The following is a 21,708-nucleotide window of genomic DNA, read 5'->3' as shown; positions in this document are numbered from 1 at the left end:
TCGCCTACCTTTTCAAAATCCCGCCGGCAGCCATTACCGCCTCCGGCGTATCCACGTCCAGATGCGCGGCAGGCCCGATATCCACGTCGATCACCGAAAGCCCCGAGTTCTCGATGAGCGCGCGGGCACCGACATCGCCTTCCAGCCGCAGCACGGCATCGTAAGCTATCCGCGGCAGAATGATCGGGTTGCCGCGTTTTCCGTCCGAGACCGAACGAACCACGACACCGCCGCCAGCCTGACGGAAGGCGGCGATCAGCATGTTCAGATGCTCCGTGGTAACGCCCGGCATGTCGGCCAGCATGACCAGGATACCATCCTTCTGGGCCAGTTCCGGACTGGAGAAACCGGCAACCAGCGAACTTGCCATGCCGGAAGAGTAGTCCGGATTGAAGTGAGAACTGATACCGAGGCCGGCCAGCGCCATCTCGATCTCGTCGCGCCGATGACCGGTCACTGCGACCACCGGTGAGGCCTGCGACGCCAGCAGTATTCCGGCGGTGCGGCGGACGAGCGGAATGCCGTCAAACTCGGCGAGCAGCTTGTGCGGCCCGTCCTTGCCCATACGCCGCGCCTGGCCGGCCGCGAGCATCAGGGCGCCTACCGACAATGCCGCCGCCTTTTCGGGCGCCGCATCGCGCGGGCGCGGCCGGGTCGGAATTTCCATCAGCAGCCCGCCGACGCCCATGCCGGTGATATCGAAGGAGGTCGGCGTCTCGCCGGCCATCAGCCGGTTCAGCACCCAGTCGAAACCGTTTTCCTTCGGCGAGCGCGCGCAGCCCGGAGCACCCAGCACCGGGACCTTGCCGATCCGCCCGAGAACCAGGAGATTGCCGGGGTCGACGGGCATGCCGACCTGATCGACCTCCCCGCCCGCGCGTCGGATGGCGGCGGGAATGACATCGTCCGGATCGGCCACCGCCGAGGCGCCGAAGACGATAATCATAGCCGGCTCATTAATTTCCTCGGATCGAATCTGTTGAAGAACCCCGGTAAGGCGTTCGGCGGAATGGGGAATGCGGATCTCTTTTATTAGCCGGCTACCGGATGGCGCGAGCCTCTGCTCCAGCAGCTTGGCGGTGCGGTCCATGACCGACGCCTTCAGCGAGGGAAGCTCGGTCGCGACCAGCGTCACCGCACGGGGACTGAAGGCTTTTACCTCGAAGGCGACCGATTCTGCCAGCAGCGCCACGGCTTCCGCGACCTTTGCCTCACCAACGGCAAGCGGAATGATCTTGACGGTCGCCACCATGTCGCCGGCGCGCACCGCCACATGGTCGGCAAGGCAGGCAAGCGTGATCGCCGGATCGATACGGTTCAGCGCGTCGACCACCCTCTTGTCGGCAACAAAAAGCCCATCCACCCTGGCATAGATGTTGACGCGGCCGGTGGTCGCCTCCGAGAAACGCAGATTGTCCGGCGCGATCGCATCGGCGATCGCCTGCGCCGCGTCGTCCTCCAGCATGTCGCCGGGATCGAGCCGCACCGCGACGACGGATGCGACGCCTTCTTCCGAAAGCCGAGCGATATCATTCTGGGAAAGTATTTGCCCTTTCGACATGCGGCCGGCGGCTAGCCTGATACTGTGCGCCAGCACCACGCCTTCAGCTTCGCCGAGTTCGAACGTCCCGTATCTCATGGCGTCACCCCTCGGTGACGAGATCGCGCCGGCGGAACGCCTGGACGATCTGGGCCAGCGTGGCGAGCGCGATCTCGGCGGGGCTCGCGGCACCGATATCAAGGCCGATCGGCGCGGCGATGCGGCCGATCTCATTGTCGGTACGGCCCATCTCCTTCAGCCGCTCCACACGCTTCGCATGGGTCTTCCGGCTGCCGAGCGCGCCGACGTAGAAGCAGCCGACCCGCAGCGCTTCCGAGAGCGGGAAATCATCGATCTTCGGATCATGTGTGACGGCCGCCAGTGCCGTATAGGCGTCGAGCGGGCGATCCTTCAACACGTCTTCAGGCCAGTCGGCAATCAGATCGACGCCCTCGAAACGTTCCTCGGTCGCAAAAGCCGTGCGCGGATCGATGATCGTCAGGTCATACCCGGCGACCGGGGCCAGCCGGGCCAGCGCCTGGCTGATATGGACGGCACCGATCACCACGATGCGCGGCGGCGGCAGGTGAACATTGAGGAACAGCGACCGGCCTTCGACCTCGACCGTTCCCGCCTTGCCGCTGCGAAAGACTTTCGCGATCTCCTCGCCGAGCAGGCCCGACACGGGTTCGCCCTCGAGGATCACCTGCACCTGATCGTCGGCGAGATCGGTCACCACCACGGCAGCCCTGCGGGAACGCCGGGCGGCGTTGAGCTTCGTCAGTGCTTCGAGCCGCATCAGCCGAGCCTTTCCACATAAACCCTGATCCGGCCGCCGCAGGACAGGCCGACCCGCCATGCGGTCTCGTCGGCAACGCCGAATTCGAGCATTTTCGGGGCGCCGCTCTCGATGACGTCGAGTGCTTCGGTGATGACAGCGCCTTCGACGCAGCCGCCGGAGACGGAACCTTCGAAATTGCCTTCGCCGTCGATGACGAGATGGCTTCCGGTCGGCCGCGGAGCCGAGCCCCAGGTCTCGATCACGGTTGCGATCGCCACGTTGCGGCCGGCCTGCTTCCAGCTCTCGGCGGTCCGCAACGGGTCCAGAATTTCGGAAACAGTCATACGACCCTCCTCATGTCCAAATAGCGCCGCGGGTCCGCGGTCTTTGTGCGGTCATCCGACAATGCAATCGCCAAATCGGCAAGCGAGCGCAGGTTATGGACGGCGCGAAACTCGTCCACATGCGGCAGCATGGCGCGCACGCCGCGCGCCCGGGCCTCGAAACCATCGAACCGCAACAGCGGGTTCAACCAGATCAAACGGCGGCAGGACCGGTGCAGCCTGTCCATTTCCTGCGCCAGTTCCTCGACGCCCTCTCGCTCAAGGCCATCGGTTATCAATAGCACGACGGCGCCCTGCCCCAGCACACGGCGGGACCAGAGCCGGTTGAATTCGGCAAGCGTCGCGCCGATACGCGTTCCGCCGGACCAGTCGCGCACCGCGTCCGTGCAGCCGGCCAGCGCTTCGTCTGGATCGCGGCGGCGCATCTGGCGGGTGACATTGGTCAGCCGAGTGCCGAACAGGAAGGTATGTACGCGGGTGCGCTTTTCGGTCAGCGCATGCAGGAAATGCAGGAAGATGCGGGTGTACTGGCTCATCGAGCCGGAAATATCGGCAAGCACGACCAGCGGCGGCGGCGCGGTCTTGCGTTCGCGGAACCGCGGCAAAATGAGATCGCCGCCGCTCTTCATCGCCTGGCGCATGGTGGCGCGCGGGTCGATCCTCGGCGGGCGGCTGGACGGCCGGAACCGCCGCGTCGCCACCTTGTCCAGAGGCAGAGCGAGCTTGACCAGCTGGCGCCGGGCTTCGGCCAGTTCGGCCGCGCTCATCTGGGCGAAATCCATGCGCTTGAGGATCTCGCCGACAGAGGTCGTGAAGCGGGAGTCCACTTCGATCTCCGGCGGCTTCTTGCGGTTTGGGGTCTCCGGCTGGTCGGCGGTCAGCGCCTCGCTGACGCGGGTGGCGCCGGCCTTCTGCTTTTCCCTTTCGCGATTGTCGGCAGCCTTGGGCGACATCATCGCGATCATCTTGCCGACCAGATCGCGGGAACGCCAGAACAGGCGAAAGGCCTCGTCGAAGACAGGCTGGTCCTCATGGCGCCTGACGAAGACGGCAGACAGCGCCGCGTGGAATTCCTCGCGCGAACCGATGCCGATCGCATCGACCGCGGCAATCGCGTCGGCGGCAGCGGCCGGCCCGGTCTTCAGCCCGGCACGGCGCAATACGCGGGAGAAATAGACGAGGTTGTCGGCGAGCCGGCCATCATCGCCAGACCTCCCCGGACCGAACCCACCAGCGCCGGCCGGAACCGGGGGCACGATCATTCCGTCGTCGCTCAAGCCTGCCATGGCCCCTATCCTGCTGCCAGCAATTCGGCCTTCACTTCGGAAAGCACCCGTTCGCCTTCTCCGCCTTTGATGCGGGCGATATCGTCCTGATATTTCAAGAGCGTGCCGAGCGTATCGGCAATCGTTTCCGGATCGAGGGCGATCCGGTCGAGCTCGGTCAGCGCCGTCGCCCAGTCGATGGTTTCGGCCACGCCCGGGTTCTTGAAGAGGTCGACTGTCCGGAGCTTCTGCACATAGGCGACCACCTGCCGCGACAGGGTTTCGGAGCATTGCGGCACCTTGCGGCGGATGATCTCCAGTTCCTGTGCCGCATCCGGATAATCGACCCAGTGATATAGGCAGCGCCGCTTCAGCGCGTCATGGATTTCGCGGGTGCGATTGGTGGTGATGATGACGATCGGCGGCTCTGCGGCCTTTATCGTCCCAAGTTCCGGGATCGTCACCTGAAAGTCCGAAAGTACTTCCAGCAGGAACGCTTCGAAGGCTTCGTCGGTGCGGTCGAGTTCGTCGATCAGGAAGACCGGCGCCGGACCACCCGGCTGGCCAAGCGCCTGCAGCACCGGCCGGCGGATCAGGTGACGTTCGGAAAAGAGGTCCGCCTCGATGCGCGTGCGATCCTTGACGCCCGATGCCTCCGAAAGCCGGATGTCCAGCATCTGGGCCGGATAATTCCATTCGTAGACTGCCGAGGAGATATCGAGGCCTTCGTAACACTGCAGCCGGATCAGCGGCCGGTTCAAGGCCTTGGCCAGCGTCTTGGCGATCTCGGTCTTGCCGACGCCGGCTTCGCCTTCGAGGAAGAGCGGGCGTTTCATCTTCAGCGCCAGGAAGATCACCGTGCCGAGCGAACGTCCGGCAAGATAATCCTCGGCGCCCAAAAGCGCGATCGTCTCGTCGATCGAGGTCGGCAAAGCGCTCGTTTTTCCTTCAGGCATGATCACACCCTTTCAAACGGCATCCTATAAGCTACGAAAGCCGCGATCCAGATAGATGAGCGAGGGGTTCGCCTCGCCGAAATGCATGGCCTTCACCTCGCCGAACATGACGAAATGGGTCGAAACCCGTTTTATGTCGGTCAGACGGCAATCGAAGCTGACGACGGCATCGGCCAGCACCGGAGCGCCGGTCACCAGAGTTTTCCAATCTCCGAGCGCAAACCGCTCCTCGGCGGGAACGCCGCTCAGGCCCGCAAATCCCGTCGCCAGCGCCTGATGATGCGCCGCCAGCGAATTCAAAGCAAAGACGCCGCTCCTCTCGAAGATGGCATTGCTTGCATTGCTGCCGTTCAGGCAGACGAGCACGGTCGGCGGGTTGTCCGAGACTGAGCAGGCTGCCGTCACCGTCACGCCGCGCCGCACGCCTTCGAATTCCGTCGTCACAACCTGGACGTGGCCAGCGTATCGTGCCATGCCGTTCCGGTAGTGGACGGGGTCGAGGAGAGGCTGGTCCGTCAAAGGCATCTCTTGAAAGGCATCGGGGGACCGCCGTCAGTCCCGCATTACTCTTGGAGATATGGTGGCAAAAACCCTTGATGTCCACCGGAGTAGCGGCTTTTTACTTCGGAAAGCCGATTCTCTTTGACGGCTGCGATCAGAAAGCTAAATGTCGCTTCGAGAGAGAATCCCAGGAAAAACATGACAGCACGACGTTTCATCATCGCCGGACTGCTGGCTTCGTTTCTCGGATGCGGATCGGCACCGGCGGCAGTGATCGGGGTGGTCGCGCCGCGCTCCGGCCCATACGCACCGCTTGGCACTCAGGTCTTTCAGGGCGCCCGCGCGGCAGCGGAAGCGGGCGGCGACACCGTCGTCGAGATCGACGAGAGCTGCGATGAAAACGGTGGCGCTGCCGCCGCCAGGGGCCTCACCAACGCGAAAGTGTCCGCCGCCGTCGGTTTCCTCTGCGTCGAGACGCTTTCCACCGCATTGCCGCTGCTGAAGGCCGCACAGATTCCGGCCATTACCGTCTCGGTGCGCTCGAAGATCCTGATGGAGGACACGCTGCGCAACGGCTGGCCGTTCTTTCGCATGGCGCCAGCCGAAGGCGACGAGGCGGAGAAACTGTCCGAAACCATCGTCAATGTCTGGAAGGCGGAGCCAATCGCGCTGGTCGAGGACGGCACGATCTACGGCCGCGAGCTCGCCAGCGCCATCCGTCAGCGCCTCGAACCGATGGGCATCACGCCGATCTTCACCGACACGTTCCGACCTGGTCAGGAACAGCAAGTGGCGCTGGTGCGCCGTCTCGCCAAGGCGGGGGCAAGCCATGTGTTCGTCGGCGGCGACCGCAACGACATGGCGATCATCGCCCGCGACGGCGCTTCCGAAAACTTTCCCCTCACCTTGCTCGGCGGCGATAACTTGCGTGCGGCCAACCGTCCGGTGCCCCTGCGCGACGGCGTCCTGGCCGTCGCCCTCCCGGACTATGCCACCCTGCCCTCCGCGGCAGCGGCCGTCGCAGCCCTGCGCGCGAAAAATATCGATGCGGACGGATATCTGCTGCCTGCCTATGCCGCGACCGAACTTGTTCACCAGGCGGTGACCGCGGCGACAGGCCAGCCTCTGGCACAGACGATCGGCAGCCGTTCCTTCAGTACCGTGATCGGCCCGATCGCCTTCGATCGCGGTCATGAACTAAGGGACAATCCGTTCCGCCTGCTCGAATGGCGGGGATCCACGTTCATCCTCTCGCGTCCGGCGACAGACTGACGATTGTTCCGCCCGCGCCGCAATGTTAGAGGGACCGTCGACAACCGGAGACTTTCGACCCATGACGCTCGCCACCGCTCTGCCGATCCGCATCGCCCCGTCCATTCTCGCGGCCGACTTTTCAAAGCTCGGCCAGGAAGTGCGCGACGCCGTCGAAGCGGGAGCCGAATGGGTCCATCTCGACGTGATGGACGGGCATTTCGTGCCGAACATCTCGTTCGGTCCTGACGTCATCAAGTCGCTGCGACCTTACACCGCCGCCTTTTTCGATTGCCACCTGATGATCTCGCCGGCCGATCCTTACCTCGAAGCCTTCGCCAAGGCCGGATGCGACGGCATTACCGTGCATGTCGAGGCCGGGCCGCACCTGCACCGCTCGCTTCAGACGATCCGCTCGCTCGGCAAGAAGGTCGGCGTCACGCTCAACCCGGCAACGCCGCTCTCGGCGATCGAAAACGTGCTGGACGATATCGACCTGATCCTGATCATGAGCGTCAATCCGGGCTTCGGCGGCCAGAAGTTCATTCCCGCGATGACCGACAAGATCCGCGCTGCCAAGGCGATGATCGGCAGCCGGCCGATCGAGCTGGAAGTCGATGGCGGCATTACCGCCGATACGATCGGCGCGGCAACCGCTGCAGGCGCCAATGTCTTCGTTGCCGGATCTGCGGTTTACAAAGGCGAAGGAATCGCGGCCTATCGTGAGAACATCGCGCGGCTGAAAGCTGCGGCGGAGGACGGACGCAGATGATATCAGCCTTGCGATATTCGGTTCCGGCATTTGCGGCGATGTTGTTCGCCGGCTCCACATCCGCGGCCGATATCGCAAGCGTCCGCCCGATCGGCTTTTCCTCCGACGGCGCCGTTTTCGCCTTCGAGGAATACGGCATCCAGGACGGATCCGGCTTCCCCTATGCCAATATCTACGCGCTCGACCTCAACAAGGATACCTACCTGCCGGGAACGCCGTACCGGGTCCGGCTGGAACAGGATGGAGCGACGATCGCCAAGGCCCGCTGGCAGGTGCACAATGACGCGGATGGAATGATCGAAACCCACGAGCTCGCCAATCATCCAGGCGAAGTCGTCGCTTTCAACCCGATCACCGAGATCGGCAACGATCCCCATCAGCTGCGATATCGCAGCGTTCCGGCCGTACCACCGGTCGGAGAAGCCAATACGCTCGTCCTCGACGAGGTCCCGCAGCCGCTCGGCCCGCAATGTGAAGGCATAGTCGAAAAGACGGTCTCCTTGCGCCTTCGCTTTACCGAACGGAACGGGAAACCTGTCAACGACGTTGTTCACGAAGACCAGCGCATTCCGGCGTCACGCGGCTGCGTTACCGGCTACCGGCTCGCTGGCGTCGTCAGCGGCTCGTCGCTCGAAGGCGCTGCGGTCGAAGTAGCGCTGATCATGGTCCTCAGTGCCGGTTTCGAGGGCCAGAACGGACGCTGGATCGCCGTTCCGGTCAAGACAGCGCCCTAATCCCTGTTTGATTGCCTCAAAAACTTGAGCTTCGCCGCGCTTCTTGCTACAGCGCAGCCGACACTCGTGAAGGAAACGACAAGCCCATGATCCCCCGTTACTCGCGGCCCGAAATGGTCGCCATCTGGTCGCCCGAAACCAAGTTCCGCATCTGGTTCGAGATCGAGGCTCATGCCTGCGATGCGCTTGCGGCGATCGGCGTGATCCCGAAGTCGGCAGCGGAGACGATCTGGGCAAAGGGTGGCTCGGCCACGTTCGACGTTGCGCGCATCGACGAGATCGAAGCCGTCACCAAGCATGACGTCATCGCCTTCCTCACCCATCTCGCCGAATTCGTCGGGCCGGACAGCCGCTTCATCCATCAGGGCATGACGTCCTCCGACGTGCTCGACACATGCTTCAGCGTCCAACTGGTGCGCGCCACGGACCTCCTGCTTGCCGATATCGACAAGCTGCTCGAAGCGCTGAAGCGCCGCGCCTTCGAGCACAAGGACACGGTCACGATCGGCCGCAGCCATGGCATTCATGCCGAGCCCACCACGTTCGGCGTCAAGCTCGCCCAGGCCTATGCGGAATTCGACCGCAACAAGACGCGCCTGCTCGAAGCCCGTGACGAGATCGCCACCTGCGCGATTTCCGGCGCCGTCGGCACCTTCGCCAACATCGACCCCCGTGTCGAGGAACACGTCGCCGCCGCCCTTGGCCTGAAGCCGGAACCGGTCTCGACCCAGGTCATTCCGCGCGACCGTCACGCCATGTATTTCGCGATATTGGGCGTGATCGCCTCGTCGATCGAGCGGCTGTCGATCGAGGTCCGCCACCTGCAGCGCACCGAAGTCCTCGAAGCGGAAGAGTTTTTCTCGCCGGGCCAGAAGGGCTCGTCGGCCATGCCGCACAAGCGCAATCCGGTGCTGACCGAAAACCTGACGGGCCTTGCCCGCATGGTGCGATCCTATGCGTTGCCGGCCATGGAAAACGTCGCGCTCTGGCACGAGCGGGACATTTCCCATTCCTCGGTCGAGCGCATGATCGGCCCGGACGCGACGGTAACGCTCGATTTCGCCCTGGCGCGGATGACCAGCGTGATCGACAAGCTGCTCGTCTACCCCGAGAACATGATGAAGAACATGAACAAGTTCCGTGGGCTTGTTCACTCGCAGCGGGTGCTGCTTGCCCTTACGCAAGCCGGGGTCTCGCGCGAGGACGCCTATCGTCTCGTGCAGCGCAACGCGATGAGGGTCTGGGAAGAAGGCAAGGATTTTCTCGAGGAACTGCTGGCGGACCAGGAAGTCCGTGCCGCACTTTCCGAAGAGGACCTGCGCGAAAAATTCGACCTCGGCTATCACACCAAACACGTGGACACGATCTTCCGCCGGGTCTTCGGCGAGGCTTGATCTTGACCCTCTGAGAACCCAGATAGGCGCCATGAAGGCATCCGAAGCAGATATTTTGATCGTCCCCGGCTACACCAATTCCGGGCCGCATCACTGGCAGACCCGTTGGGAGCAGAAGCTGACGACGGCCCGCCGGGTCGAGCAGGAGGAATGGTCGAAGCCGGTGCGCGAGGACTGGGTCACACGTGTCGCCGAAGAGGTGAACCGTGCGACGCGGCCCGTCGTCATCGTCGCCCATTCGCTCGGCATCCCCACCGTCATTCATGCGGTTCCGCTGTTCACGAAACCGGTGGCCGGCGCCTTTTTCGTGGCCCCGCCGGAAGTGGACAATCCGTCCATCCGGCCCAAGCACCTGCAGACCTTCGGCCCCTACCCGCGTGATCCGCTTCCCTTCCCGTCGCTGACGGTTGCAAGCCGCAATGATCCGTTCGGCTCCTACGAACATGCGGACGACATCGCTTCCGCCTGGGGTTCGATGCTGGTCGATGCCGGGGAAGCCGGCCACATCAACCAGGATTCCGGCCATGGACCGTGGCCGGAAGGCACAATGGTTTTTGCCCAGTTCCTCAGTCGCCTTAAGCCTTGAAAATACGAAGGAACAGGCGTTGACCCATAATTTTCGGGTGCGTTAATTCGAACAGCATTTTTAAGCTGGACTTAATTGACACTTGCTAAGATGCGCGCTCGTTTTCTAGCGCGCCAGGCTGTGCCGATGCCGTCAAATGTTCTCTTACGCCTATTGGACTCCGGCCCGGGAGACGAGATCGGCGTTCTTGAGACGGTATTCCAGGCGGCTCCTTTCCCGATTGCCATCATCGATCATGCCGCTGCGCTGCTGTTCGCAAACAGCACATTCAAACGCGAATGGCTTGGCGAAGGCAGGCTACCGACTGCCTTGTCGGCCCTCCTGCGTCCCGACGACCAAGCCAAGGTCCCTCTGGCGATCCAGGGCATGAGCATTGATTCCCCAGCGGAACGTCTGGAACTGCGCATCGTGAGCCCGGCCGGGTCTCAGCGATGGGTGGTGGCGACCGTCACGCCGCTCGGAAAAAATTTCAAGGGCCAGTGCCTGTTTGCGGCCCACCTGACGGACATCACCGACCAGAGGCGGCAGTTCGAAGAACTTGCCGAGCGCGAAAGCCGCTGGGACAACGCGCTGGTCAGCTCCGTCTCAGGCGTCTGGGACCATAATTACGCGACAGGCCAGAAATATTACTCGCCGGTGTGGCGGCAGATCCGGGGAATGTCGGCGGAGGACCCACTGGCTGCCAGTACGGAGGAATGGCTCAAACTTGTCCATCCGGACGACCATGCGCTTGTCATCCATGCCATGGAGCGGCAGATCGCCGGGGATCCCGCCTACGCCGTCTTCGATTATCGCGAACGCCACAAGCAGGGGCATTGGGTCTGGATCGAATGCCGGGGCGCCTGTGTCGAATGGGACGCGAACGGCAAGGCGACCCGTGTCGTCGGCACGGACACGGACATCACCGCCCGCAAGGCCGCTGAAGAGAAGACGGCGCAGATGTCGAGGCGGCTCGACATGGCCCTCGAAATATCCGGGATCGGCGTCTACGAATCCGACTTCTCCACCGGCGAGGTCGAGTGGGACGAACGGATGTTCCGGATCTACGGACTGGAAAAGAGCGAGGAAGTGAAGATCGGCGGGCTCTGGGAGAGCTTCCTGCACCCGGACGATGCCGCACGCGTCCAGGCAAACGTCTCCGCCCATATCGATGAGGGCAAACGTTTCTCGGACCAATACCGCGTGATACTGCGGGACGGCTCCGAACGCGTCGTGCGCACCCGCACCATGTCTTTCATCGACGGTAACGGTCACCAGAAGATGGTCGGCGCCAACTGGGACGTCACGCCCGATGTGACGCTTCACGGGGAACTGGAACGGGCAAAGACCCTTGCCGAGGCGCGCAACCGCGAACTCGAAGCCGCGCGCAGCAGCATCGAGCACAATGCGATGCACGACTACCTGACCGATCTCCCCAATCGGCGTTATCTCGACGAGATGCTGGATCGCATGGCGGCGGAATGCGCCCGCGACCGATACGGCATCGCAATCCTCCATATCGACCTCGATCGCTTCAAGCAGATCAACGACACGCTCGGCCACAGTGCCGGCGACATGATGCTGAAGCATGCGGCAAAAGTCCTCAAGGGCACGATCCGCAAGGGCGATTTCGTCGCCCGTATCGGCGGCGACGAATTCGTCATCCTGTCGAAATTCGAAGGATCGCCGCGCAAGCTCTCGCATCTGGCAGACCGCATCATCAAAGAGTTGCGCAAGCCGGTATCCTATGAGGGCCACGACTGCCGTTTCGGCGCCAGCATCGGCATCGCCTGCCATACGGGAGCGGATGTGGATGCGAGACAGCTTCTCCTGAACGCCGATATCGCGCTCTACCGGGCCAAGAACCGCGGCCGCAATCGGCATGAATTCTTCTCTGCCGAGACCCAGAATGAGATCATCAGCACCAAGCGCATTTCGGACGAGATCCTTCTTGCTCTCGAGCGCGACGAGTTCATTCCGTATTATCAGCTGCAGTTCGATGCGCAGACGCTGGAGATCGCCGGCGTGGAAACGCTGGCGCGGTGGATGCACCCGGAACGCGGCATGCTGTCCCCGGACAAGTTCCTCGATATGGCCGAGGAACTCGATGTCGTCTCGGTGATCGACGGGACCATCCTTGACAAGGCGCTTGCCGATTTCCGGGACTGGCGCGCGCATGGCCTTCCGATCCCAAAACTTTCGGTCAACGTTTCCTACCGGCGGCTGCGTGATGCCTCGCTGTCACGCAAGCTCAGGAAACTCAGGATCGAGCCCGGCACGGTATCCTTCGAGCTGCTCGAATCGATCTTCCTCGACGACTGCGACGAGGATGTCCTGAGGAACCTGGCGCGCATCAGGAAGCTCGGCATCGAGATCGAGATCGACGATTTCGGCACCGGCCACGCCTCGATCATCGGCCTCCTGCGGCTCAATCCGCGTGCGCTGAAGATCGACCGCGAGCTCGTCCGCCTCGTCTCGCAGTCGCAAAAGCAACGAAAGATGGTCGGATCGATCATCGAGATCGGCAAATCGCTGAATATCGAAGTCGTCGCGGAAGGCGTCGAGACCACGGAACAGATCCGCATCCTGCGCGATCTCGGCTGCGACATCCTGCAGGGTTATGCGCTCGCAAGACCGATGCCGCGTAGTAGCATTCCGGATTTCATACTTTCCGGTCGGTGGCGCCCCGGCGAAAGCCCGCAGCCCGACAGCCGCAAGCGGCACCCCACCCACGACTGAGAGCTCGACTTTGACGGGCATAAAGAAAAGCCGCGCCCGACAGGACGCAGCCTTCATATCGGGCTTTGAACAAGCTGGTTACTGGTTCTCGATCTGATCAATCGCCTGAGCCAGAAGCTCCACCATCTTGGTGCGGATATCCTGGTCGGAGATGGAGACGCCGCCGGCATCGAGATCGCTGCGCAGCTTGCGGAACACATCCTCGTCACCCGCTTCCTCGAAGTCGGCAACCACGACTTCCTTCGCGTAAGCGTCAGCATCCGCCTTGCCGAGCAGGCCGGCTGCCCAGAGGCCGGCGAGCTTGTTGCGGCGGGCGAGCGCCTTGAACTTCAATTCCTGATCCAGGGCAAACTTGTTTTCAAAGGCTTTTTCGCGATCGCTGAGGCCACTCATCTCGGGTCTCCCAAAGTGAACTTATATGGGACCCCTTAATCAAAAGACGAGGCGAGCGCAATCGGCGGAACGTCGATTCCGGCATTGACGGAAGCGGAATCGTGGCCGGCAATTGACGAATGCGAATTTCGCCTCGGGGAAACCTGTGCCTGCTGTCTTTGCCCGCACCCCCTTGGCCGTGTCTGTCAGCAGGTCCGGCATCGCCAATCGCAGCTCCTCGCCTGGATTTGCGACACCGGTCGCGTCGAAATCATGACGCAATTTGGTGGCTAAGTCCTGCCGAGGGTTGCCGTCGAGGATTGGAATCCCAGATCACAGGCGTAGGCGCCTGCATCGGCACAGTGAGCAGCCGTGCGATCCGGGGGCCATCAGCCCCTTGCGGCGAGTTCCCGCGCGAAACCGCAAGCTTTGGTCACGGGTAAATTGGTCCTCAACGGCTTTGGCCCGGTCACAAAGAGCATATATGTCACGGGTCCCCGCTTTTCCTGTTTATTACCGCCCTTTCAGCCCGGACACCCCAGTTGCCAGAGCAAACCCTTCGATAACCCGTGTAGTCTGAAGCTCACTGATTCCTGGTTGCGCTTCGCCCACCCCTCGCCCACAAAGGTTTGGAGGCCCGCATTGTGAAACCCGTTCTTTTCCGATAAGGGACCGCTCAACATCATCCATTGCGTCCACCAGGGGCGCCAACAATGAGACAAGAATCATGAACCGTCGCCGCCGTATCTACGAAGGCAAGGCCAAAATCCTTTATGAAGGCCCCGAGCCCGGCACGCTGATCCAGTTTTTCAAGGACGACGCCACTGCCTTCAACAAGAAGAAACATGACGTCATCGACGGCAAGGGTGTACTCAACAACCGTATCTCGGAATACCTCTTCACCCATCTGAACAAGATCGGCATCCCGACGCATTTCATCCGCCGGCTGAACATGCGCGAGCAGCTGATCAAGGAAGTGGAGATGATTCCGCTCGAGATCGTGGTGCGCAACGTTGCCGCCGGATCGCTCTCGACCCGCCTCGGCATCGAGGAAGGCATGGTCCTGCCGCGCTCGATCATCGAGTTCTACTACAAGTCGGACGCGCTCGCCGATCCGATGGTCTCCGAGGAGCACATCACCGCTTTCGGCTGGGCGAACCCCGCCGAACTCGACGACATCATGGCGCTCGCCATCCGCGTCAACGACTTCCTCTCCGGGCTTTTCCTCGGCGTCGGTATTCAGCTCGTCGATTTCAAGATCGAATGCGGCCGCCTGTTCGAAGGCGACATGATGCGCATCATTCTCGCCGACGAGATCTCGCCGGACAGCTGCCGCCTCTGGGATATCGAAACCAGGGAAAAGATGGACAAGGACCGTTTCCGGCAGGATCTGGGCGGGCTTGTGGAAGCTTATTCGGAAGTCGCGCGGCGTCTCGGCATCATCAATGAGAACGAACCTGTCCGCGGCACCGGACCGGTTCTCGTCAAGTAATCTGGGGGTTGGATCTGTGATCAAGGCACGCGTGACGGTCACGCTCAAGAACGGCGTTCTCGATCCGCAGGGCAAGGCCATCGAAGGCGCGCTCGGCAGTCTCGGTTTTTCCGGCGTCGGACATGTGCGCCAGGGCAAGGTCTTCGACCTTGAACTCGAGGGCACCGACAAGGCGAAGGCCGAGGCGGACCTCAAAGCCATGTGCGAGAAGCTGTTGGCAAACACTGTGATTGAGAACTATACTATAGCCCTCGACTGAAGGTTGCGGAGCGTGTGATGGCCGAAGTCACAAACGAAATGCTCTACGAGGAGATGTTGAAGCTCGACGAGCGTAGCAAGCAGACGCTTGAGTCGCTTGAAGAGCTTGTCAGCTTCATGAAGGAGACGAACCGCGAGCTTGCCGAGGGACAAGCGCGAACCGAAGCCTTGAAGAAGGAGCTTTTCGGCGACCGTTTCGATCGATACGGAGCGTATCGTGGCTGACGTTTCCCAGGAACTCATCAATGAGCTTCTGCGACGACTCCATCAGCGAGCTGACAAGTCGGACACCGCCATTCGCGATCTGCGGAATGAGATGAATTCGATGCGTTTGGTCGTTCACGCGCATCAGAGCGATATCAACAACCTCTATACCATGTTGCATCAGCTGGATGCCAGGTTGGAGAGAATCGAAAACCGCCTCGAATTGCGCGAGCTCGCCGAGGCACAGGCAAGGTTTGAACCGCACCCATGAAATCCGCCGTCGTTCAGCTTCCCGGTCTCAATCGCGATCGCGACATGATCGCCGCCCTCACCAAGATTTCAGGCGAGGCGCCGATCACCATCTGGCAGACCGAGACCGACATTCCGGATGATGTCGACCTCATCGTCATTCCGGGCGGTTTTTCCTATGGCGACTATCTGCGCTGCGGAGCGATCGCGGCCCGCATGCCGGTCATGCAGGCGATCCGGGACAAGGCAGACAAGGGCGTCAAGGTGCTCGGCGTCTGCAACGGCTTCCAGATCCTCGTCGAAGCCGGCATGCTACCTGGCGCCCTGATGCGCAATTCCTCGCTGAAGTTCGTCTGCAAGGAAGTGAAGCTCGAAGTGGTCAATGCCGACACGGATTTCACCCGGGCCTATGAAAAGGGCCAGGTGCTCCGTTGCCCGGTCGCCCATCACGACGGCAACTATTTCGTCGATGCGGAGACGTTGTCCGGCATGGAAGATCGTGGCGAAATCGTCTTCCGTTATGCGGAAGGCACCAACCCGAACGGCTCCCTGAACGACATCGCCGGCGTCATGAACACGCGCGGCAACGTGCTCGGCATGATGCCGCATCCGGAAAACCTGATCGAAGCCGCCCATGGCGGCAATGACGGGCGCGGGATTTTCGCCTCGGCGCTCGATGTGATCGCCGCGACCGCCTGAACCTTCATCTTATCCGGATCGATCCCAGAACGATCGAAACCACGTCAGGACGTTTGATGCCGTTCACTTATCGCCTGCTCTCTGCATTTCCTCTCGCCGCCCTTGGCTTAGCGCTTTCCGCCTGCCAATCGGAACGCCCGGCGGCGGTGACGGCGAACCGTGCGGCGCTGCCGACGATGGAGCGCGTGGCGCTCGCCGCCAATAGCTGCTGGTTCAAGTCGGGCGACGCGGCCTTCAAGCCCTATCGGCTGGCACCGGAACTCAACTCCTTCTCCGGCCGGCCGCGCATTCTCGCCGTGCCGCGCAACAGTCCCGAATCGCGCCCGATGCTGGTGGTGCAGGCGGAGGGCAACCCCGCCCGTCTCGACGCGTTCGGTCCGATGATGGGCGGCCCGGAAGGCGAGAGAATCAAGCGCGATGTGCTCCGCTGGGCCGGTGGCGCGAGCGGCTGCTGATATTAACCATTTGAATTTACATCTCTGTAAACAATCTGTTGCAGCTCTGCACCGGCCCGCCCGAATCTTTGCGTTTTTTCGCCACAAGTCATAACGGTCTGTGAACCGGCGCTGGACGGGCGCTACCCGTCATTGTACCACTTTCGTCATCGAGAAGCGGGCGGCCCGTATCGCGGGATCGCGCCAGCCGCAAAAATCGCGGCGCGTATGAGGACGATGGAATGAACAAGGCATTTTTCGGATCCGTGGTCGGTGCAGTTCTGGCGGCGTCGGCGCTGTCTTCCACGGCCTTTGCGCAGGAGCGGCTGTTCGATGAAGTGCGAATCGGCGTTTCCGGTTCGATCCAGAGCAAGAGCACGTTCGAGAAGGGCGCATTCCCGTCCGCCACCGTCTTCTTCGACCCCTTCGACCAGCGCCATGCCCAGAGCTTCATGGACCACATGCTGCGTCCGCGCGTCCATGTCGGCGCGATCGTGTCGACGGCAGGCGAAGCGAGCCAGGTCTTTGCGGGCTTCACCTGGACGGCACCGATCACCGACAAGATCTTCGTCGATCTCGGCTTCGGCGGCGCCTTCAACAACGGCAACCTCGACAAGCCGAACGACGGTCCGAAGCTCGGCTGCCATGTGCTCTTCCATGAGTCGCTCGGCCTCGGTTACAACATCACCAACAACTGGCGCGTTCTTGCGACCGTCGAGCACTCTTCGAACGCCGATCTGTGCGATCACAACGACGGCCTCTCCTACGCAGGCATCGCGGTCGGCTACAAGTTCTGATCCAGATAGAGTATTTTCCAACTGAGGCGCCGGTTTTCCGGCGCTTTTTGTTTTCCGGCCGCAACGCCGTACCGCCGCATGGCAGTATTTTCCTGTCGCGCCGCATTGCGACATAGGTTAAAGAGCGCCAAGAGCTTGGCCCTTCAATCCAGAGAAGATCATGACCATCCCGAACAGTATCGCGATCACCCCCGAACTCGTCGCCTCGCACGGCTTGAAGCCCGACGAATATCAGCGGATTCTCGATCTGATCGGCCGCGAGCCGACATTCACGGAACTCGGTATCTTCTCGGCCATGTGGAACGAGCACTGCTCCTACAAATCCTCGAAGAAATGGCTGCGAACGCTACCGACCAAGGGGCCGCGCGTCATTCAAGGGCCGGGCGAGAATGCCGGCGTCGTCGACATCGACGACGGCGATTGCGTCGTCTTCAAGATGGAGAGCCACAACCACCCGTCCTATATCGAGCCCTACCAGGGCGCGGCGACGGGTGTCGGCGGCATCCTGCGCGACGTCTTCACCATGGGCGCCCGCCCGATCGCGGCGATGAACGCGCTACGCTTCGGCGCGCCCGATCATCCGAAAACCAAGCATCTCGTGTCAGGCGTCGTCGCCGGTGTCGGCGGTTACGGCAATTCCTTCGGCGTTCCGACGGTCGGCGGCGAAGTGGAGTTCGATCCGCGCTACAACGGCAATATCCTGGTCAACGCGTTTGCGGCCGGGCTTGCCAAGTCGAATGCCATCTTCCTATCGGAAGCCAAGGGCGTTGGTCTGCCGGTCGTTTATCTCGGCGCCAAGACCGGCCGCGATGGTGTTGGCGGAGCCACCATGGCATCGGCCGAATTCGACGAATCCATCGAGGAGAAACGCCCCACCGTTCAGGTCGGCGATCCCTTCACCGAAAAGTGCCTGCTGGAAGCCTGCCTCGAACTGATGGCGACCGGCGCGGTGATCGCCATCCAGGACATGGGCGCGGCCGGCCTCACCTGCTCGGCCGTCGAAATGGGCGCCAAGGGCGATCTCGGCATCGAACTCGACCTCGACAAGGTGCCGGTGCGCGAGGACCGGATGACGGCCTACGAAATGATGCTTTCGGAAAGCCAGGAGCGCATGCTCATGGTGCTGCAGCCGGAAAAGGAAGAGCAGGCGAAGGCGATCTTCGTCAAGTGGGGCCTCGATTTCGCGATCGTCGGCAAGACCACCGACGACCTGCGCTTCCGCGTGCTGCACCAGGGCGAAGAAGTCGCCAACCTGCCGATCAAGGATCTCGGCGACCAGGCTCCGGAATACGATCGGCCATGGGTCCAGTCGAATGTTCGCGCGCCCCTGCCCGCTTCGCAGGTCGCCGCACCCGCCGACTATAACCAAGCCCTGTTGAAGCTCATCGGGTCGGCCAACCAGTCCAGCCGCCGCTGGGTCTGGGAGCAGTATGACACGCTGATCCAGGGCAATTCGCTGCAGCGTCCGGGCGGCGATGCCGGCGTCGTGCGCATCGAAAGCCATCCGACCAAGGCGCTCGCCTTCTCGTCCGACGTCACGCCGCGTTATGTCGAGGCCGATCCGTTCGAAGGCGGCAAGCAGGCGGTCGCCGAATGCTGGCGCAATATCGTCGCCACCGGCGCGGAGCCGCTCGCCGCGACCGACAACCTCAATTTCGGCAATCCGGAAAAACCGGAAATCATGGGTCAGTTGGTCGGCGCCATCAAGGGCATCGGCGAGGCCTGCAAGGCGCTCGATTTCCCGATCGTTTCCGGCAACGTATCGCTCTACAACGAGACCAATGGCGTCGCGATCCTGCCGACCCCGACGATTGCCGGTGTAGGCCTCCTGCCCGACTGGCAGAAGATGGCGAAGATCGGTTCTGCCAATGACGGCGACAAGCTGATCATGATCGGGACCGATGGCAGCCATCTCGGCTCTTCGGTCTATCTGCGCGACATTCTCGACACGATCGACGGCCCGCCGCCGGAAGTCGATTTGAAGGCCGAGCGCCGCAACGGCGATTTCGTCCGCTCCCTCATCCGCAACGGCCAGGTGACGGCCTGCCACGACATTTCCTCGGGCGGCCTTGCGATCACGCTTGCCGAAATGGCGATGGCCTCGGCCAAGGGTATGAAGGTCAGCCTCAAGGAGCAGCGCGGCCCGGCCCATGGGCTGCTGTTTGGCGAAGACCAGGCCCGCTACGTGATCGCGGTACCGGCCGATCTCGCCAATTTCGTGCAGGCGAATGCAGAAGGCGCAGGCGTGCCCTTCCGCACACTCGGCACGGTCGCTGGCGACAGCCTCGTGGTCGACGATCTCGTCAGCATCGCGGTGCCGCAGCTTACCGAGGCCCATGAGAGCTGGTTCCCAACCTTCATGGCCTAACCCATCCGGATCAGCCTGTCGCCATGACCGTGGTTTCCAGATCGCGGTTTGTTTGCACAGGTGAACAAAATTTGAAGCCCGAGGGATTGATGGACTCGGGCTGTCCCGATAAGCATTGCGGCTTTCTGAATTAGGAAAGTAAGCGCAAAAAATGCTTATGCCGATTTTGACCTGGTTGAGGTCATCGGGCCCGACCTGGCACTACAAGCGCATCTGGCTCGATGCACTGATCATCACCCTTTGCCTGAACGTTCTGGCTTGGATGGTTTTTTCGAAGTTGGGTATGACTACCCGCGATATCTTCAATGAAGACGGCCCCATCGAAGACATTCAGTCCGCTTCGCTTGCCATCACCGCCCTTTTTGCCGTCATGGCGGCATTGGGGACGCGGATATTGGCCCGCTTCGTCGCAATCACGACAGCCTGCATCTCCATCGTCTTCTTCATGCGCGAGATGCCAATATGCCGCGACAATGTGACAGTTTATTGCGTGTCGAAGACCTGGCTGCCGATTATTATCGGCGCGGCGGCTCTTATCCTGCTGATCGCGACGATCGTGTTCGAATATCGCCATAGAGGAGGCCTTCTCCGAGCCATTCATCCACGCCTTTCCTGGCCGCTGGCCCTGGTTGCCGCCGTTCTCGCCTGCAGCCAACTTGCCGAGCATTTCGATATTGTCGTGATGGAGGAGAGCATTGAATCCTACGGTTTCATGATCCTGACCCTGAGTTCCATCTGGCTTTTCCGCTTCTCCCGCACGCAGCATCTTCCACCGCTCAGAACCCGAGCCAAAGCCAGCCTCCACAAGGTGAAACACGTATTCTTGCACCATTGAGGCGGAGCCGTTCGATCCAGCTTTGACCGGGGAGCAGCTTTGAGGCAGTGTATCCTCACAAAAGGTTCCGCGGTTTTGAGTCCCGCGGAGAGAAAAGGGACGACATCATGGCTATGAGACCCGGTGAAATCGAAGACCTGATCAAGGCCGGCATTCCCGGTGCCAAGGTCACCATCCGGGATCTTGCTGGCGACGGCGATCATTATGCCGCGGAAGTGGTGGCGGAAGCGTTCCGGGGAAAGAGCCGGGTGCAGCAGCACCAGATGGTCTACGAGGCTCTGAAGGGCAATATGGGCGGCGTGCTCCACGCGCTGGCATTGCAGACTTCGGCTCCGGCGGAGTGAGCGATGCCTGACCTGATCAAGGAGATCGTTACCGGCCTCGTCGAAACTGCCCTGAAGGAACTTCTCGGAAAGTCGCATGGCCGCACGCCCGCCAAACGCAAGAAGCGGCAGATCCGCTCGGCCACTACCGGGCGTTTCGCCAATAAGACTGCACGCACCAAGACCACAGCCAGACGCGCGGCGAAGCCGGCGACGAAACAGGTGAGCCGCCGACGCACCCCGGCAAGTCGCAGCAAGCAGCGCAGCCGCTGACGCAAATGCACTTGGGTCCATGGCTTAAACGGCAGTCAGCGAGGCAATAAGCGCTTTCCAACGGACTATTCCGCTGGAATTCCCGATGCCACGTTGCTATTTAAGGCAGATGACGCAGCGCAGCGGCCCTTGAAACCGCATGTGAAAGGATAGGACATGAGCGGAATTACCGATTTTATCGCCAACGAAGTGAAGACCAATGACGTGGTTCTCTTCATGAAGGGCACCCCGCAGTTCCCGCAGTGTGGTTTCTCGGGCCAGGTCGTGCAGATTCTCGACTATCTCGGCCTGGATTATAAGGGCGTCAACGTGCTCGCCGATGCGGAGATCCGCCAGGGCATCAAGGACTACTCGAACTGGCCGACGATTCCGCAGCTTTACGTCAAGGGCGAGTTCGTCGGCGGTTGCGATATCGTCCGCGAGATGTTCCAGTCCGGGGAATTGCAGACTCACCTGCAGGAACAGGGCATCGGAGTCCGCGGCGCGGCCTGAGATTTTCCGGGCTGCTGTCCGGGATATTTAAAAGACATTTTCAAGGCGCCGCTCCCAACGGCGCCTTTCA

The 21,708-nt window shown here is 61.8% G+C and carries 25 protein-coding genes; 18 read left to right on the top strand and 7 right to left on the bottom strand.

All coding sequences use genetic code 11. The features are described 5' to 3' along the window. Positions 1-4: 4 nt before the first annotated feature. From LZK81_RS10635 to LZK81_RS10610, 6 genes are read right to left on the bottom strand one after another with little or no spacing between them, the layout of a single operon-like run. Positions 5-1,639: an NTP transferase domain-containing protein gene (locus LZK81_RS10635; RefSeq protein WP_233956210.1), complete on the bottom strand. Its 1,635-nt coding sequence runs from the start codon at positions 1,637-1,639 to the stop codon at positions 5-7. Positions 1,640-1,643: 4 nt separating this feature from the next. Beyond that, on the bottom strand, positions 1,644-2,339 hold the full coding sequence (locus LZK81_RS10630; protein ID WP_233956209.1) for an XdhC family protein: 696 nt from the start codon (positions 2,337-2,339) through the stop codon (positions 1,644-1,646). Further along, positions 2,339-2,665, bottom strand: a complete 327-nt coding sequence (locus LZK81_RS10625; protein ID WP_046606797.1) for an XdhC family protein — start codon at positions 2,663-2,665, stop codon at positions 2,339-2,341. Before LZK81_RS10625 ends, LZK81_RS10630 begins: the two co-directional genes overlap by 1 nt. Next, positions 2,662-3,927, bottom strand: coding sequence for a vWA domain-containing protein (locus LZK81_RS10620; protein WP_233956521.1), 1,266 nt, complete (start codon positions 3,925-3,927; stop codon positions 2,662-2,664). Before LZK81_RS10620 ends, LZK81_RS10625 begins: the two co-directional genes overlap by 4 nt. Positions 3,928-3,956: 29 nt before the next feature. After that, the gene (locus tag LZK81_RS10615) at positions 3,957-4,886 is read right to left on the bottom strand and encodes an AAA family ATPase (protein ID WP_046606796.1); all 930 of its coding nucleotides are present in this window, start codon (positions 4,884-4,886) and stop codon (positions 3,957-3,959) included. A 24-nt stretch (positions 4,887-4,910) separates the two neighbouring features. Further along, entirely contained in the window at positions 4,911-5,411 is a 501-nt protein-coding gene (locus tag LZK81_RS10610; RefSeq protein WP_233956207.1) for a flavin reductase, read from the bottom strand. A gap of 174 nt (positions 5,412-5,585) precedes the next feature. Between LZK81_RS10610 and LZK81_RS10605 the strand changes: the two genes are divergently transcribed. The 6 genes from LZK81_RS10605 to LZK81_RS10580 all read left to right on the top strand — a co-directional run bounded on the left by LZK81_RS10605 (position 5,586) and on the right by LZK81_RS10580 (position 12,842). Next, positions 5,586-6,659: a branched-chain amino acid ABC transporter substrate-binding protein gene (locus LZK81_RS10605; protein WP_046606794.1), complete on the top strand. Its 1,074-nt coding sequence runs from the start codon at positions 5,586-5,588 to the stop codon at positions 6,657-6,659. A gap of 61 nt (positions 6,660-6,720) precedes the next feature. Beyond that, on the top strand, positions 6,721-7,410 hold the full coding sequence (gene rpe / locus LZK81_RS10600) for a ribulose-phosphate 3-epimerase (protein ID WP_046606793.1): 690 nt from the start codon (positions 6,721-6,723) through the stop codon (positions 7,408-7,410). Beyond that, positions 7,407-8,144: a DUF2259 domain-containing protein gene (locus tag LZK81_RS10595; protein WP_046606792.1), complete on the top strand. Its 738-nt coding sequence runs from the start codon at positions 7,407-7,409 to the stop codon at positions 8,142-8,144. The genes rpe and LZK81_RS10595 overlap by 4 nt, the downstream gene beginning before the upstream one ends. An 86-nt stretch (positions 8,145-8,230) precedes the next feature. Then, on the top strand, positions 8,231-9,538 hold the full coding sequence (gene purB / locus LZK81_RS10590) for an adenylosuccinate lyase (protein ID WP_046606791.1): 1,308 nt from the start codon (positions 8,231-8,233) through the stop codon (positions 9,536-9,538). A gap of 31 nt (positions 9,539-9,569) precedes the next feature. After that, positions 9,570-10,124, top strand: a complete 555-nt coding sequence (locus tag LZK81_RS10585) for an RBBP9/YdeN family alpha/beta hydrolase (protein ID WP_046606790.1) — start codon at positions 9,570-9,572, stop codon at positions 10,122-10,124. Positions 10,125-10,250: 126 nt separating this feature from the next. Beyond that, positions 10,251-12,842 carry an EAL and GGDEF domain-containing protein gene (locus tag LZK81_RS10580; protein ID WP_233956205.1) on the top strand — a complete coding sequence of 864 codons (2,592 nt, stop codon included), beginning with the start codon at positions 10,251-10,253 and terminating at the stop codon, positions 12,840-12,842. 78 nt (positions 12,843-12,920) lie between these two features. Here the strand turns inward: LZK81_RS10580 and LZK81_RS10575 are convergent, their stop codons facing one another. Next, positions 12,921-13,235 (bottom strand): DUF1476 domain-containing protein, encoded by a 315-nt coding sequence (locus LZK81_RS10575; protein ID WP_046606789.1) that lies wholly within the window; start codon positions 13,233-13,235, stop codon positions 12,921-12,923. A gap of 706 nt (positions 13,236-13,941) precedes the next feature. On the opposite strand from LZK81_RS10575, the gene purC reads away from it, so the two are divergent. From purC to grxD, 12 genes are all read left to right on the top strand, one after another. Then, positions 13,942-14,706, top strand: a complete 765-nt coding sequence (gene purC / locus LZK81_RS10570; protein ID WP_046606788.1) for a phosphoribosylaminoimidazolesuccinocarboxamide synthase — start codon at positions 13,942-13,944, stop codon at positions 14,704-14,706. Between the two features lie 16 nt (positions 14,707-14,722). Further along, entirely contained in the window at positions 14,723-14,965 is a 243-nt protein-coding gene (purS, locus tag LZK81_RS10565; protein ID WP_007770062.1) for a phosphoribosylformylglycinamidine synthase subunit PurS, read from the top strand. A 17-nt stretch (positions 14,966-14,982) separates the two neighbouring features. Continuing rightward, positions 14,983-15,189 carry a hypothetical protein gene (locus tag LZK81_RS10560; RefSeq protein WP_046611583.1) on the top strand — a complete coding sequence of 69 codons (207 nt, stop codon included), beginning with the start codon at positions 14,983-14,985 and terminating at the stop codon, positions 15,187-15,189. After that, on the top strand, positions 15,182-15,439 hold the full coding sequence (locus LZK81_RS10555; protein WP_046611584.1) for a hypothetical protein: 258 nt from the start codon (positions 15,182-15,184) through the stop codon (positions 15,437-15,439). Before LZK81_RS10560 ends, LZK81_RS10555 begins: the two co-directional genes overlap by 8 nt. Further along, positions 15,436-16,116 carry a phosphoribosylformylglycinamidine synthase subunit PurQ gene (gene purQ / locus LZK81_RS10550; RefSeq protein WP_046611585.1) on the top strand — a complete coding sequence of 227 codons (681 nt, stop codon included), beginning with the start codon at positions 15,436-15,438 and terminating at the stop codon, positions 16,114-16,116. Before LZK81_RS10555 ends, purQ begins: the two co-directional genes overlap by 4 nt. Positions 16,117-16,172: 56 nt before the next feature. Beyond that, positions 16,173-16,571: a hypothetical protein gene (locus tag LZK81_RS10545; RefSeq protein ID WP_046611586.1), complete on the top strand. Its 399-nt coding sequence runs from the start codon at positions 16,173-16,175 to the stop codon at positions 16,569-16,571. A 221-nt stretch (positions 16,572-16,792) separates the two neighbouring features. Then, complete coding sequence (locus LZK81_RS10540; RefSeq protein WP_046606783.1) at positions 16,793-17,347, top strand: acyloxyacyl hydrolase; 555 nt, start codon at positions 16,793-16,795, stop codon at positions 17,345-17,347. A gap of 160 nt (positions 17,348-17,507) precedes the next feature. Beyond that, positions 17,508-19,715, top strand: a complete 2,208-nt coding sequence (gene purL, locus LZK81_RS10535; protein ID WP_233956203.1) for a phosphoribosylformylglycinamidine synthase subunit PurL — start codon at positions 17,508-17,510, stop codon at positions 19,713-19,715. 157 nt (positions 19,716-19,872) lie between these two features. Then, on the top strand, positions 19,873-20,550 hold the full coding sequence (locus LZK81_RS10530) for a hypothetical protein (protein WP_046611588.1): 678 nt from the start codon (positions 19,873-19,875) through the stop codon (positions 20,548-20,550). A gap of 107 nt (positions 20,551-20,657) precedes the next feature. Next, positions 20,658-20,894: a BolA family protein gene (locus LZK81_RS10525; protein WP_007770085.1), complete on the top strand. Its 237-nt coding sequence runs from the start codon at positions 20,658-20,660 to the stop codon at positions 20,892-20,894. Positions 20,895-20,897: 3 nt separating this feature from the next. Continuing rightward, positions 20,898-21,146 (top strand): hypothetical protein, encoded by a 249-nt coding sequence (locus tag LZK81_RS10520; RefSeq protein WP_233956201.1) that lies wholly within the window; start codon positions 20,898-20,900, stop codon positions 21,144-21,146. Positions 21,147-21,302: 156 nt separating this feature from the next. Next, positions 21,303-21,638 carry a Grx4 family monothiol glutaredoxin gene (gene grxD / locus LZK81_RS10515; RefSeq protein ID WP_038542857.1) on the top strand — a complete coding sequence of 112 codons (336 nt, stop codon included), beginning with the start codon at positions 21,303-21,305 and terminating at the stop codon, positions 21,636-21,638. Positions 21,639-21,708 lie beyond the last annotated feature (70 nt).

The organism is Neorhizobium galegae, assembly GCF_021391675.1.
Classification (GTDB): domain Bacteria; phylum Pseudomonadota; class Alphaproteobacteria; order Rhizobiales; family Rhizobiaceae; genus Neorhizobium; species Neorhizobium galegae_B.
The sequence above is the reverse complement of the archived record's forward strand: the minus strand, read 5'-3'. Positions and strand labels throughout refer to the sequence as shown.

Bases quoted from the DNA above. Each gene is read 5' to 3' on its own strand.
- LZK81_RS10635 (WP_233956210.1), bottom strand. From the start codon at position 1,639: ATGAGATACGGGACGTTCGAACTCGGCGAAGCTGAAGGCGTGGTGCTG.
- LZK81_RS10630 (WP_233956209.1), bottom strand. From the start codon at position 2,339: ATGCGGCTCGAAGCACTGACGAAGCTCAACGCCGCCCGGCGTTCCCGC.
- LZK81_RS10625 (WP_046606797.1), bottom strand. From the start codon at position 2,665: ATGACTGTTTCCGAAATTCTGGACCCGTTGCGGACCGCCGAGAGCTGG.
- LZK81_RS10620 (WP_233956521.1), bottom strand. From the start codon at position 3,927: ATGATCGTGCCCCCGGTTCCGGCCGGCGCTGGTGGGTTCGGTCCGGGG.
- LZK81_RS10615 (WP_046606796.1), bottom strand. From the start codon at position 4,886: ATGCCTGAAGGAAAAACGAGCGCTTTGCCGACCTCGATCGACGAGACG.
- LZK81_RS10610 (WP_233956207.1), bottom strand. From the start codon at position 5,411: ATGCCTTTGACGGACCAGCCTCTCCTCGACCCCGTCCACTACCGGAAC.
- LZK81_RS10605 (WP_046606794.1), top strand. From the start codon at position 5,586: ATGACAGCACGACGTTTCATCATCGCCGGACTGCTGGCTTCGTTTCTC.
- rpe (WP_046606793.1), top strand. From the start codon at position 6,721: ATGACGCTCGCCACCGCTCTGCCGATCCGCATCGCCCCGTCCATTCTC.
- LZK81_RS10595 (WP_046606792.1), top strand. From the start codon at position 7,407: ATGATATCAGCCTTGCGATATTCGGTTCCGGCATTTGCGGCGATGTTG.
- purB (WP_046606791.1), top strand. From the start codon at position 8,231: ATGATCCCCCGTTACTCGCGGCCCGAAATGGTCGCCATCTGGTCGCCC.
- LZK81_RS10585 (WP_046606790.1), top strand. From the start codon at position 9,570: ATGAAGGCATCCGAAGCAGATATTTTGATCGTCCCCGGCTACACCAAT.
- LZK81_RS10580 (WP_233956205.1), top strand. From the start codon at position 10,251: ATGCCGTCAAATGTTCTCTTACGCCTATTGGACTCCGGCCCGGGAGAC.
- LZK81_RS10575 (WP_046606789.1), bottom strand. From the start codon at position 13,235: ATGAGTGGCCTCAGCGATCGCGAAAAAGCCTTTGAAAACAAGTTTGCC.
- purC (WP_046606788.1), top strand. From the start codon at position 13,942: ATGAACCGTCGCCGCCGTATCTACGAAGGCAAGGCCAAAATCCTTTAT.
- LZK81_RS10560 (WP_046611583.1), top strand. From the start codon at position 14,983: ATGGCCGAAGTCACAAACGAAATGCTCTACGAGGAGATGTTGAAGCTC.
- purQ (WP_046611585.1), top strand. From the start codon at position 15,436: ATGAAATCCGCCGTCGTTCAGCTTCCCGGTCTCAATCGCGATCGCGAC.
- LZK81_RS10545 (WP_046611586.1), top strand. From the start codon at position 16,173: ATGCCGTTCACTTATCGCCTGCTCTCTGCATTTCCTCTCGCCGCCCTT.
- LZK81_RS10540 (WP_046606783.1), top strand. From the start codon at position 16,793: ATGAACAAGGCATTTTTCGGATCCGTGGTCGGTGCAGTTCTGGCGGCG.
- purL (WP_233956203.1), top strand. From the start codon at position 17,508: ATGACCATCCCGAACAGTATCGCGATCACCCCCGAACTCGTCGCCTCG.
- LZK81_RS10530 (WP_046611588.1), top strand. From the start codon at position 19,873: ATGCCGATTTTGACCTGGTTGAGGTCATCGGGCCCGACCTGGCACTAC.
- LZK81_RS10525 (WP_007770085.1), top strand. From the start codon at position 20,658: ATGGCTATGAGACCCGGTGAAATCGAAGACCTGATCAAGGCCGGCATT.
- LZK81_RS10520 (WP_233956201.1), top strand. From the start codon at position 20,898: ATGCCTGACCTGATCAAGGAGATCGTTACCGGCCTCGTCGAAACTGCC.
- grxD (WP_038542857.1), top strand. From the start codon at position 21,303: ATGAGCGGAATTACCGATTTTATCGCCAACGAAGTGAAGACCAATGAC.